The organism is Pseudoalteromonas sp. NZS71 (assembly GCF_015864715.1).
GTDB lineage: Bacteria > Pseudomonadota > Gammaproteobacteria > Enterobacterales > Alteromonadaceae > Pseudoalteromonas > Pseudoalteromonas arctica.
Genome location: NZ_JADYWS010000007.1, coordinates 1 through 13,108, shown reverse-complemented (window position 1 = coordinate 13,108; position 13,108 = coordinate 1). Strand labels below are relative to the sequence as shown.

The following is a 13,108-nucleotide window of genomic DNA, read 5'->3' as shown; positions in this document are numbered from 1 at the left end:
CAAGACCGTAGGTGGCTTCGGCCTTAATATTCACCTACGTAGACGGTGTAGACCCCAGATAGATTTTTCCTAATCCTTCTGGCTCTCGCCGTAAAAAGCATCTCTACCTTGTTTGGTAGGGAAGAGTAGAACAGGGGAATCCGATAATCGGTATCCCCATTAAACCAGGAGTAACACCCATGGCTTTAAATCTTCAAGGCAAAAAAGCAATAGTTGCTGAAGTCAACGAAGCAGCCAATGGTGCTCTATCTGCAGTTGTTGCAGATTCTCGTGGTGTAACAGTTGGCGCAATCACTGCCCTTCGTAAAGAAGCTCGTGCAAATGGTGTTTGGATGAAAGTTGTCCGTAACACTTTAGCAAAACGTGCTCTTGAAGGAACAGATTTTGAGTGTCTTTCTGATTCATTTGTTGGTCCAAGCTTAATCGCTTTCTCATCAGAGCACCCAGGTGCTGCTGCGCGTATCTTTTCAGATTTCGCGAAAAAGAATGAGAAATTCGAGCTTAAAACGGCCGCTTTTGAAGGAAATGTTGTTGATGCAGCAATGCTTGCTACATTACCTACATACGACGAAGCTGTTGCACGCTTAATGAGTGCTATGAAAGAAGCGTCTGCTGGCAAATTGTGTAAAACAATTGAAGCAGTACGTGTACAGAAAGAAGAGCAAGCTGCTTAATTTTAAGCTGTTTAATCTCACTTTCGGTGTAAAATTTATTTGGACGTAATGTCCGTTAATTATTAGGAAATTTGTAATGTCTGTATCTAAAGACCAAATCCTTGACGCAATTGCTGAAATGTCAGTAATGGACGTTGTTGCTCTTATCGAAGCAATGGAAGAAAAATTCGGCGTAACTGCTGCAGCTGCAATGGTAGCTGGTCCAGCTGCTGAAGCTGCTGAAGAGAAAACAGAATTTGACGTAATCCTTACTGGCGCTGGCGCTAACAAGGTTTCTGCAATCAAAGCTGTTCGTAGCGCAACTGGCCTTGGCCTTAAAGAAGCGAAAGCTCTTGTTGAAGCTGCTCCTACACCTGTTAAAGAAGGTGTATCTAAAGAAGAAGCTGAAGCACTTGCAAAAGATCTTACTGAAGCTGGTGCTGAAGTTGAGGTTAAGTAATTTAGCTTTTGCTAAGTTCGCTGCCTGAGAAATCAGGCAAGGGCTGGTGATTATTTAATCACCGGCCTTTTTGCGCTATAGAGTGATGCACTCTTTTAGTTCAAATAAAATCTGGTTTTTTCTTTACTTTCAACGCTTTATAGTTTGCTAGTGTTAAAGTGGGATCTAATTAGAACAACAGTTAAATGTTGTAAAATCTTGGCATAGCTGCCAGTTAAGTCTGTTCTTACAAGAACAGGTCGGGTCAAAGATCAGCAAGCTGAGGAACCCCATGGCTTACTCTTATTCTGAAAAGAAACGTATCCGTAAGGATTTTGGTAAACGTCCACAAGTTTTGGATATACCTTTTTTACTGTCTACACAGTTAGAATCGTTTAAAAAATTCTTAGTGCCGGACGCTGATGGCGATCATGGTTTGGAAGCTGCCTTCCGTTCTGTGTTCCCTATTAAAAGCTACTCGGGAAATTCTGAGCTTCAATACGTAAGTTACCGTATTGGTGAGCCAGTTTTCGATGTAAAAGAATGTCAAATTCGCGGTGTGACTTATTCTGCTCCACTTCGCGTGAAACTGCGTCTTGTTGTTATGGACAAAGAAGCACCAGGCACAGTTAAAGACATTAAAGAGCAAGAAGTTTACATGGGCGAAATTCCGCTCATGACAGATACCGGTACTTTTGTAATCAATGGTACAGAGCGTGTTATCGTTTCTCAGCTACACCGTAGCCCTGGTGTATTCTTTGATAACGACCGCGGTAAAACCCATTCATCGGGTAAAGTATTATATAACGCACGCGTTATACCTTACCGTGGTTCATGGTTAGACTTCGAATTTGATGCAAAAGATAACTTATATGTACGTATTGACCGTCGTCGTAAATTACCGGCGTCTATCATCCTACGTGCACTAGAGTATTCTAGCGAACAAATCCTAGATATGTTCTTCGATAACACTACGTTTGAAGTAACGAATGGTAAAGTTCTTATGGAACTTGTACCTTCGCGTTTACGTGGTGAAACTGCCGCTTTTGATATCAAGAGCGAAGACGGTGAAGTATTTGTTGAAAGCGGTCGTCGTGTTACGGCTCGCCACATCAAGAGCATCGAAAAGAAAGGCATTAAGCAATTAGAAGTACCACATGAGTACATCATTGGCCGTATTGTAGCTAAAAACTATGTTGATGAGTCAACTGGTGAAGTTATTGCAAATGCAAATGACGAGCTAACTCTAGAGCTAATGGCTGAATTGGTTAAAGCCGGTTACACTAAAATTGATACGTTATATATCAATGAAGTGGACAGCGGTGCTTACATGTCAAATACATTAAACATTGACTCTGCAAGCAGCCGTTTAGAAGCACTAGTAGAAATTTACCGCATGATGCGCCCAGGCGAGCCACCGACGAAAGACGCGGCTGAAGCCTTATTCCAGAACTTGTTCTTCTCTGAAGAGCGTTATGACTTATCTACTGTAGGTCGTATGAAGTTCAATAGCCGTGTTGGTTACGATACAGACACAGGCCCTGGCACATTAAGCAAAGAAGACATCGTGTCTGTTATGAAAGTATTAATTGCTATTCGTAACGGTCAAGGCGATGTTGATGATATCGATCACTTAGGCAACCGTCGTATACGTAGTGTTGGCGAAATGGCTGAGAACCAATTCCGTGTTGGTTTAGTACGTGTTGAACGTGCTGTACGTGAGCGTTTAAGCTTAGGTGACCTTGACGCGATAATGCCACAAGATCTTATTAACGCTAAGCCTATTTCGGCAGCTGTTAAAGAGTTCTTCGGCTCATCTCAGTTATCACAGTTTATGGACCAAAATAACCCACTATCAGAAGTTACGCATAAACGTCGTATCTCTGCATTAGGTCCGGGCGGTCTAACTCGTGAACGCGCAGGCTTTGAAGTACGTGACGTTCACGTAACTCACTATGGTCGCGTATGTCCAATCGAGACTCCTGAGGGTCCAAATATCGGTCTAATTAACTCGTTGTCTACGTACGCACGTACAAATGACTACGGTTTCTTAGAAACACCTTACCGCAAAGTGGTAGACGGTGTTGTAACTGATGAAGTTGATTATTTATCAGCCATTGAAGAAGGTCAGTTTGTTATCGCACAGGCGAACTCAAACTTAACTGAAACCAATGAGTTTGTTGATGAACTTATCCCATGTCGTCACAAAGGTGAATCTACCTTTATGGGTCGCATGGACCAGCAGTATATGGATGTATCACCACAACAGGTGATCTCTGTAGCGGCAGCACTTATCCCGTTCCTAGAACACGATGATGCTAACCGTGCATTGATGGGTTCAAACATGCAACGTCAAGCAGTACCAACATTGAAAGCGGATAAGCCGTTAGTAGGTACTGGTATTGAGTTAACACTAGCGAAAGATTCTGGTGTAACTATCGTTGCTAAACGTGGTGGTGAAGTAATGTATGCTGACGCAAGTCGCATCGTTGTAAATGTACATGAAGAAGAACGCATTCCTGGTGAAGCGGGCATCGACATCTACAACTTAACCAAATACACACGTTCAAACCAAAATACATGTATTAACCAAAAACCAACTTGTATGGTTGGCGAACCGGTTACTCGTGGTGACGTGTTAGCAGATGGTCCTTCGACTGACTTAGGTGACTTAGCCCTTGGTCAAAACCTTCGCGTGGCATTCATGCCATGGAACGGTTATAACTTCGAAGATTCAATCTTGTTATCAGAGCGCGTAGTTGAAGAAGATCGTCTAACGACTATCCATATTCAAGAACTACAGTGTGTTGCCCGTGATACTAAATTAGGTCCAGAAGAGATCACTGCAGATATCCCGAATGTGGGTGAGTCTGCGCTAGGCAAGCTTGATGAATCAGGCGTTGTATATATTGGTGCTGAAGTTAAAGGCGGCGATATCCTAGTAGGTAAAGTGACTCCTAAAGGCGAGACACAGCTTACACCTGAAGAGAAGCTACTGCGTGCTATCTTCGGCGAAAAAGCGTCTGACGTTAAAGACAGCTCTTTACGTGTACCAAATTCTGTAACTGGTACTGTAATTGACGTGCAAGTTTTCACCCGTGATGGTGTTGAAAAAGATAAACGCGCGTTAGAAGTTGAAGACATGCAGCTTCGCGAAGCGAAGAAAGACTTCAACGAAGAGTTCCGTATTTTAGAAGCAGGCGTTTTAGACCGTGCACGTAAGCTACTTATAGCTGCTGGTTTTGATGAAGATAAACTTGCATCTCTAAATGCTGAAAAAGTGCTTACGCAAAGCCTTGCTGAAGAAGACAAGCAAGCTGAGCTTGAGCAGCTTGCTGCACAGTACGATGAACTTAAAGCTGAATACGATAAGAAGTTTGAAAACAAACGTCGTAAAATTACCCAAGGTGATGACTTAGCACCAGGCGTACTTAAGATTGTTAAAGTATACCTAGCTGTTAAACGTCGTATCCAACCGGGTGATAAAATGGCGGGTCGTCATGGTAACAAAGGTGTTATCTCGACTATCGTACCAGTAGAAGATATGCCTTACGATGACAAAGGTCGTACGGTAGATATCGTATTGAATCCACTAGGTGTACCATCACGTATGAACATCGGTCAGATCCTTGAAACACATATGGGTCTTGCTGCACGTGGTATCGGTGAACGTATTGAAGAGATGATGAAAGAGCAACGTGAGCTTCATGAGCTACGTGACTTCATCAAGCAAGCATACGAAATTGGCGAATCTCGCCAAGTTGTAGATATTGCTAGCTTCACTGATGACGAAATTCGTCGTCTAGCTGAAAACTTAAAAGGTGGTTTACCAATAGCTACTCCTGCATTTGATGGCGCGAAAGAAAGCGAAATCAAAGACATGCTTGAGCTTGCGGGCTATCCTCGTAGTGGTCAGGTTACACTTTATGATGGCCGTACTGGCGATCAGTTTGAACGTCAAGTAACTGTTGGTTACATGTACATGCTTAAACTTAACCACTTGGTTGACGATAAGATGCACGCACGTTCTACTGGTTCTTACAGCCTTGTTACTCAGCAGCCGCTGGGTGGTAAAGCACAGTTCGGTGGCCAGCGTTTTGGTGAGATGGAAGTATGGGCACTTGAAGCTTATGGTGCTGCTTACACTCTACAAGAAATGCTAACAGTGAAATCGGATGACGTGAACGGTCGTACTAAGATGTATAAAAACATCGTTGATGGTAACCATAAAATGGAACCAGGTATGCCAGAATCGTTCAACGTATTGTTGAAAGAAATCCGCTCACTGGGTATCAACATCGAGTTGGAAGAAAATTAAGCCAATTAGATGCTGCAGTTAACGCTGCAGCATCTGTTACGGCTGAATAGAATGTAGGGACGAGATTATCCGTCCTCAAGATTAACTCCGACAGGAGAGCTAAGGTGAAAGACTTACTTAAGTTTCTGAAGCAACAAAATAAGACCGAAGAATTCGATGCAATTCGCATTGGTCTTGCTTCACCAGACATGGTTCGTTCATGGTCATACGGTGAAGTAAAGAAACCTGAGACTATTAACTACCGTACTTTCAAGCCTGAGCGCGATGGCTTATTCTGTGCCCGTATTTTCGGCCCAGTGAAAGATTATGAGTGTTTATGTGGTAAATATAAACGCCTTAAACACCGTGGTGTGATCTGTGAAAAGTGTGGCGTTGAAGTAACACTCACTAAAGTGCGACGCGATCGTATGGGTCATATCGACCTTGCGAGCCCAGTTGCACATATATGGTTTTTAAAATCATTACCGTCACGTATTGGCTTAATGCTAGATATGACGCTTCGTGATATTGAACGTGTTCTTTACTTCGAATCATTCGTAGTAACTGAACCTGGTATGACAACGCTTGAGCGTGGTCAGTTATTAGGTGAAGAAGAATACTTAGATTCACTAGAAGAGCACGGTGATGAGTTTGAAGCTAAGATGGGTGCTGAAGCAGTTTTAGACTTGCTTCGTGAACTTGATCTTGCTCAATTAATTGCTGAGATGCGTGAAGAGTTACCAACAATTAACTCTGAAACTAAGCGTAAAAAAATCACTAAACGTCTTAAGTTAATGGAATCGTTCCACCAATCAGGTAATAACCCTGAGTGGATGATCATGACAGTACTTCCAGTATTGCCACCTGATCTACGCCCATTAGTACCATTAGACGGTGGTCGTTTTGCGACATCTGATCTAAATGACCTTTACCGTCGTGTTATTAACCGTAATAACCGTCTTAAGCGTCTACTAGATTTAGCAGCACCAGACATTATTGTACGTAACGAAAAACGTATGTTACAAGAAGCGGTAGATGCGCTACTTGATAACGGTCGTCGTGGTCGTGCAATTACAGGTTCTAACAAACGTCCTCTTAAATCTCTTGCTGATATGATCAAGGGTAAGCAAGGTCGTTTCCGTCAGAACTTACTTGGTAAGCGTGTGGATTATTCAGGCCGTTCTGTAATCACAGTTGGTCCTACACTTAAGCTTCACCAATGTGGTCTTCCTAAGAAGATGGCACTAGAGCTATTCAAACCATTCATCTATGGCAAATTAGAACGTCGCGGCATGGCTACGACAATCAAAGCTGCTAAGAAGATGGTTGAACGTGAAGTTCCGGAAGTATGGGATGTACTTGACGAAGTAATTCGTGAACATCCAGTATTACTTAACCGTGCACCAACACTTCACCGTTTGGGTATCCAAGCGTTTGAGCCTGTGCTTATCGAAGGTAAAGCGATTCATTTGCATCCATTAGTATGTGCGGCTTATAACGCCGATTTCGATGGTGACCAAATGGCGGTACACGTACCGTTAACAATCGAAGCGCAGCTTGAAGCTCGTGCATTGATGATGTCAACAAACAACATTCTATCTCCTGCGAATGGTGAGCCAATCATCGTTCCTTCACAGGATGTTGTATTGGGTCTTTATTACATGACTCGTGACCGCATTAACGCTAAAGGCGAAGGCGCGATATTTAAAGATCCAAAAGAAGCAGAAAAAGCATACCGCAGTGGCAATGCAGACCTTCACGCAATTGTGAAAGTACGTATTAGCCAATCAGTTAAAAACGAAGACGGCGTAGTAGAAGATACTATTACTGTTATCGATACAACTGTTGGTCGTGCGATTCTGTCTCTAATTTTACCTAAAGGCATGCCGTTTGCGTCAATCAACCAGCCGCTAGGTAAAAAGCAGATTTCTGGCTTATTGAATGAGTGTTACCGTCGTCTAGGTCTTAAAGATACAGTTATCTTTGCTGACCAAGTTATGTACACCGGTTTCCATTATGCAATGAAGTCAGGTGTTTCTATCGGTATTGATGACTTAGTTATCCCACCGGTTAAAGCACAGATAATTGAATCAGCTGAAGCTGAAGTTACTGAAATCAACCAACAATTCCAATCAGGTCTTGTAACGGCTGGTGAAAAGTACAACAAAGTTATCGATATCTGGTCACGTGTAAACGAAAACTTATCACGTGAGATGATGTCTAACTTGTCGAAAGACACAGTTATTAATGCACAAGGTGAAGAAGTAGAGCAACCGTCATTTAACTCAGTGTTTATGATGGCCGACTCAGGTGCTCGTGGTAGTGCTGCACAGATTCGTCAGTTGGCGGGTATGCGTGGTCTAATGGCACGTCCAGATGGTTCAATCATCGAGACTCCAATCACAGCTAACTTCCGTGAAGGTCTAAACGTACTTCAGTACTTCATCTCAACGCATGGTGCGCGTAAAGGTCTTGCCGATACAGCACTTAAAACAGCAAACTCGGGTTACCTAACGCGTCGTCTAGTAGACGTTGCACAAGATTTGGTAATCAATGAAGATGACTGTGGCACAGAAGATGGCTTAACAATGAAACCGCTTATTGAAGGTGGTGATGTTGTAGAAGCACTTCGTGAACGTGTTCTAGGTCGTGTTGTTGCTGAAGATATTGTGATTCCAGGTACTAATACAGTGCTTGTTGAACGTAATATCATGCTAGACGAAAAACTGTGTGATCTTTTAGAAGAGCATTCAGTAGATGAAGTTCGTGTACGTTCTGTTATCACTTGTGATAATGACTTTGGTGTTTGTGCTAACTGTTATGGTCGTGACCTAGCACGTGGTCATATCATCAACGCTGGTGAATCAGTGGGTGTTATCGCGGCACAGTCAATTGGTGAGCCGGGTACACAGTTAACAATGCGTACTTTCCACATCGGTGGTGCGGCATCTAGAGCATCTGCAGAAAATAATGTACAAGTTAAAACTAACGGTACATTAAAACTTCATAACTCTAAGTACGTATTAAACACAGACGGTAAGATTGTTATTACCTCTCGTTCTACGGAAATTACTATCATTGATAGTCATGGTCGTGAGAAAGAGCGTTATAAAGTACCTTACGGTGCGGTATTAACAGTGCAAGACAATGCTGAAGTTCTAGGTAACGATATCGTTGCTACTTGGGACCCGCATAGTCACCCAATCGTTCTTGAGCATAAATCAAAAGTATCGTTCAGCGATATCGATGATTCAAATACTGAAGCACAGACTGATGAGCTAACTGGTTTAACCCGTGTAGTTGTAAAAGATCTTGCTAAAGTAAATACGAAAGAACCAAAGCTTATCATCGAAAGTGAAGAGCGCGGTCTGCAAGAAACACGTCTTCCTTCATTCACGACGATTGAAGTTATTGACGGCGTTACAGCAAACCCAGGTGACGTGTTAGCACGTATTCCGCAAGAAGGTTCGAAAACTCGTGATATCACGGGTGGTCTACCACGCGTAGCCGACTTATTTGAAGCTCGTAAGCCAAAAGAACCAGCTATATTAGCTGAAGTAACTGGTACAATTAGCTTCGGTAAAGAGACTAAAGGTAAGAAGCGTTTAGTTATTACTCCAGCTGAAGGTGATCATTACGAAGAGATGATTCCTAAATGGCGTCAACTTAACGTGTTTGAAGGTGAGCAAGTGTCTAAAGGTGAAGTTATCGCCGATGGTCCTGAATCACCGCATGACATCTTACGCCTACGTGGTGTGACTCATGTTGCTAACTATATCGTTAACGAAGTGCAAGAGGTTTACCGTTTGCAAGGCGTTAAGATCAATGACAAGCACATTGAAACAATTATCCGTCAAATGTTACGTAAATGTACCATTATGCACGGCGGTGATACTGACTTCTTAGCCGGTGAACAAATCGAAGTGGCGCGCGTTAATATCGCAAACCGTGACCTTGAAAAACAAGGTAAGATACCAGCTAAGTTTGAAATCCAGTTAATGGGTATCACAAAAGCATCACTAGCAACAGAATCTTTCATCTCTGCAGCGTCTTTCCAAGAGACAACACGTGTTCTTACAGATGCGGCAGTGAATGGTAAGAGCGATGAGCTTCGCGGTCTTAAAGAAAACGTAATTGTGGGTCGTTTGATCCCAGCCGGTACCGGTTTTGCGTATCATCAAGAACGTATGGCTCGCCGTAAACAAAGCAAAGTAGTAGTAGAAGAGCAAACAGTAAGTGCAGAAGAGGCAACTCAAGCACTTACAGACGCTTTAAATGCTGATTTGTCTGGAAATCAATAAACTGTTCTTAATCAATAGATTAAGTGATCGCAAGTCAGTTATATGCTGTCTTGCGGTTAGTTTAGGTTGACAGGTTAAACTTTGCTCATTAAAATTCCGCCACCCATTTACTTGTGTGCTTAATGCAGGCTCGTAAATAAAGGGCGGATTTTTTATTTTTTTCAGTAGTAATTTTAATTTCAGGAGCTATTTAAATGGCAACTATTAACCAGCTAGTGCGTAAGCCACGCCGTAGCAAGGTTACGAAAAGTAACTCAGCTGCACTAAAAGCGTGTCCGCAAAAGCGCGGTGTATGTACTCGCGTATATACAACTACACCTAAGAAACCAAACTCGGCGTTACGTAAAGTAGCACGTGTACGTTTAACTAACGGTTTCGAAGTAACTTCATACATTGGCGGTGAAGGTCATAACCTTCAAGAGCATAGTGTAATCCTAATCCGTGGTGGTCGTGTTAAAGATTTACCAGGTGTGCGTTTTCACACTGTTCGTGGTGCACTTGACTGTGCAGGCGTTAGCGATCGTCGTCAAGCTCGTTCTAAATACGGTGCAAAACGCCCTAAAGGCTAATTGTTTTCCGTTAGTAAGGCCAAGCACTAAATATTTATAATTATTGTTTTGGGTGATTGACTCGAAAGAGCAAACCTGAATAAACCGGAGATACAAAATGCCTAGAAGACGCGTAATCGGTCAACGTAAAATTCTTCCAGATCCTAAGTTCGGATCGGAACTTCTTGCTAAATTCGTTAACATCGTGATGTTAGACGGCAAGAAATCTACTGCTGAAAAAATTGTTTATGGTGCGCTAGACGTGGCTGCTGAGAAATCAGGCAAGTCGCACCTAGAAATCTTTGAAACTGCACTTGATAACATCCGCCCACAGGTAGAAGTTAAATCTCGCCGTGTTGGTGGTTCAACTTATCAAGTACCAGTTGAAGTACGTCCAGTTCGTCGTAACGCATTAGGTATGCGTTGGTTAGTAGACGCTGCACGTAAGCGTGGCGAAAAATCTATGGGCTTACGTTTAGCTCAAGAAATCGTTGACGCTTCTGATAATAAAGGCACTGCGGTTAAGAAACGTGAAGACGTTCACCGTATGGCTGAAGCGAATAAAGCATTCGCTCATTACCGTTGGTAATCTGTCTTTAACCTTTAAGAGGATCATATGGCACGTACAACTCCACTTGAGCGCTATCGTAATATAGGTATTGTCGCTCACGTAGATGCAGGCAAAACCACCACAACAGAACGTGTTCTGTTCTACACGGGTCTTTCTCATAAGATCGGTGAAGTACATGATGGCGCTGCAACTATGGATTGGATGGAGCAGGAACAAGAGCGTGGTATCACAATCACTTCTGCTGCAACAACGTGTTTTTGGAAAGGGATGGACGCTCAATTTGACGCCCATCGTATCAATATTATTGATACTCCAGGACACGTAGATTTCACTATCGAAGTAGAGCGTTCTTTACGCGTATTAGATGGTGCGGTAGTTGTTCTTTGTGCTTCATCTGGTGTACAGCCGCAAACTGAGACAGTTTGGCGTCAAGCGAACAAATACGAAGTTCCGAGAATGATCTTCGTAAATAAAATGGATCGCACGGGCGCTGACTTCTTAGCTGTGGTTAGCCAGGTGAAATCTCGTCTTGGAGCAACGCCTGTTCCAATTCAGTTGCCTGTAGGCGCTGAGGACGACTTTAAAGGTGTTATTGACCTTATAAAAATGAAAGTGATTAACTGGAACGAAGCGGACCAGGGTATGACTTTCTCTTATGAGGCAATACCGGCAGAACTTCTGGAATTAGCTGAAGAATGGCGCTCTCACTTAGTTGAAAGCGCTGCTGAAGCAACAGAAGAACTAATGGATAAATACTTAGAAGGTGAAGAGTTAAGTGAAGCAGAAATTAAAAATGCTTTACGCCAACGAACATTAGCTAATGAGATTGTTCCAGTTACTTGTGGTAGCGCATTTAAAAACAAAGGTGTTCAAGCTGTGCTTGATTGCGTTGTTGAATATATGCCTTCACCAGAGCAAGTGAAACAAATCCAAGGTATCCTAGAAAATGGTACTGAGGAAGAACGTCCAGCTAATGATAAAGCGCCGTTTGCTGCACTCGCTTTTAAGATTGCAACAGACCCGTTTGTTGGAACCTTGACCTTTTTCCGTGTTTACTCTGGTACTGTTAAACAGGGTGACACGGTATATAATCCAGTAAAAAGTAAGCGTGAGCGACTTGGCCGTATCGTACAGATGCATTCAAACTCTCGTGAAGAGATCAAAGAAGTTTTCGCAGGCGACATCGCGGCAGCTATTGGTCTTAAAGACGTAACAACAGGTGAAACACTGTGTGATCCGAATTCTATTATTACGCTTGAGCGTATGGAATTCCCTGAACCAGTAATCTCTATTGCGGTTGAGCCCCGCACTATAGCTGACCAAGATAAGATGGGTATCGCGCTGGGTAAACTAGCTGCTGAAGACCCTTCTTTTCGAGTACAAACTGACGAAGAATCAGGCCAGGTTATAATCTCTGGCATGGGTGAACTTCACCTAGATATCATCGTCGACCGTATGAAACGTGAATTCAGTGTTGAATGTAACGTTGGTAAGCCGCAGGTCTCATACCGAGAAGCTATTCGTTCAACTGTTAAGGTTGAAGGGAAGTTTATACGTCAGTCAGGTGGTCGTGGTCAATATGGTCACGTTTGGATTAAACTTGAACCGATGGATATTACGGATGATGAGTCACCAATTTACGAGTTCGTTAACGAAACCGTAGGTGGTTCTGTTCCTAAAGAGTTCGTCCCTGCGGTAGACAAAGGTATCCAAGAGCAAATGTCTCAAGGTGTACTGGCAGGCTACCCATTACTTGGCGTTAAAGCGACTTTATATGATGGTTCATTCCATGACGTAGATTCGAATGAAATGGCATTTAAAATAGCAGGTTCACTGGCAATGAGAGATGGGGCGCTTAAAGCTAACCCTGTACTACTAGAGCCAGTAATGAAGGTTGAAGTACTCACTCCTGATTCAAATATGGGTGATGTAGTTGGCGACTTAAACCGTCGCCGCGGCATAATCGAAGGCATGGAAGATGCATTAGGTGGACTTAAGCAAATTAATGCGCAGGTTCCTCTTTCTGAAATGTTTGGTTATGCGACTGCTTTACGATCTGCAACACAGGGCCGTGCCTCATACTCTATGGAGTTTGTGAAGTACGCTGAAGCCTCTAAAAACGTTGCAGATACAATAATTTCAGCTCGCGCTGTTATATAATTTTAGCTTGTCTGGCTCAATAGTGAGTCAGGCTTTAATTTCTTTATTAGGAATTTTTTAAGATGGCAAAAGAAAAGTTTGAACGCGTAAAACCGCACGTAAACGTTGGTACAATCGGCCACGTTGACCACGGTAAAAC

7 protein-coding genes and 1 pseudogene are annotated in these 13,108 nt (G+C 42.9%); all 8 read left to right on the top strand.

Features of this window, described 5'->3' with window-relative positions; translation table 11 throughout:
* Nucleotides 1-179: 179 nt before the first annotated feature.
* Nucleotides 180-674 (top strand): 50S ribosomal protein L10, encoded by a 495-nt coding sequence (rplJ, locus tag I6E85_RS06050; RefSeq protein WP_002958881.1) that lies wholly within the window; start codon nt 180-182, stop codon nt 672-674.
* 76 nt (nt 675-750) lie between these two features.
* Entirely contained in the window at nt 751-1,113 is a 363-nt protein-coding gene (gene rplL, locus I6E85_RS06045) for a 50S ribosomal protein L7/L12 (protein WP_002958882.1), read from the top strand.
* Between the two features lie 271 nt (nt 1,114-1,384).
* The gene (gene rpoB / locus I6E85_RS06040) at nt 1,385-5,410 is read left to right on the top strand and encodes a DNA-directed RNA polymerase subunit beta (RefSeq protein WP_007580127.1); all 4,026 of its coding nucleotides are present in this window, start codon (nt 1,385-1,387) and stop codon (nt 5,408-5,410) included.
* 104 nt (nt 5,411-5,514) lie between these two features.
* Nucleotides 5,515-9,690 (top strand): DNA-directed RNA polymerase subunit beta', encoded by a 4,176-nt coding sequence (rpoC, locus tag I6E85_RS06035; protein WP_007580130.1) that lies wholly within the window; start codon nt 5,515-5,517, stop codon nt 9,688-9,690.
* Nucleotides 9,691-9,884: 194 nt separating this feature from the next.
* Nucleotides 9,885-10,259 (top strand): 30S ribosomal protein S12, encoded by a 375-nt coding sequence (gene rpsL, locus I6E85_RS06030; RefSeq protein WP_002958885.1) that lies wholly within the window; start codon nt 9,885-9,887, stop codon nt 10,257-10,259.
* A 97-nt stretch (nt 10,260-10,356) separates the two neighbouring features.
* The gene (rpsG, locus tag I6E85_RS06025; RefSeq protein WP_010555004.1) at nt 10,357-10,827 is read left to right on the top strand and encodes a 30S ribosomal protein S7; all 471 of its coding nucleotides are present in this window, start codon (nt 10,357-10,359) and stop codon (nt 10,825-10,827) included.
* Between the two features lie 27 nt (nt 10,828-10,854).
* A complete protein-coding gene (fusA, locus tag I6E85_RS06020; protein ID WP_007580132.1) occupies nt 10,855-12,969 on the top strand; it encodes an elongation factor G in 2,115 nt (704 codons plus the stop codon).
* 62 nt (nt 12,970-13,031) lie between these two features.
* Nucleotides 13,032-13,108: pseudogene (locus tag I6E85_RS06015) on the top strand (elongation factor Tu); the annotation flags it as partial.

What these genes read in the sequence shown, in the direction of transcription:
- fusA (WP_007580132.1), top strand. Translation starts at nt 10,855, where the DNA reads ATGGCACGTACAACTCCACTTGAGCGCTATCGTAATATAGGTATTGTC.
- rplL (WP_002958882.1), top strand. Translation starts at nt 751, where the DNA reads ATGTCTGTATCTAAAGACCAAATCCTTGACGCAATTGCTGAAATGTCA.
- rpsG (WP_010555004.1), top strand. Translation starts at nt 10,357, where the DNA reads ATGCCTAGAAGACGCGTAATCGGTCAACGTAAAATTCTTCCAGATCCT.
- rpoB (WP_007580127.1), top strand. Translation starts at nt 1,385, where the DNA reads ATGGCTTACTCTTATTCTGAAAAGAAACGTATCCGTAAGGATTTTGGT.
- rplJ (WP_002958881.1), top strand. Translation starts at nt 180, where the DNA reads ATGGCTTTAAATCTTCAAGGCAAAAAAGCAATAGTTGCTGAAGTCAAC.
- rpsL (WP_002958885.1), top strand. Translation starts at nt 9,885, where the DNA reads ATGGCAACTATTAACCAGCTAGTGCGTAAGCCACGCCGTAGCAAGGTT.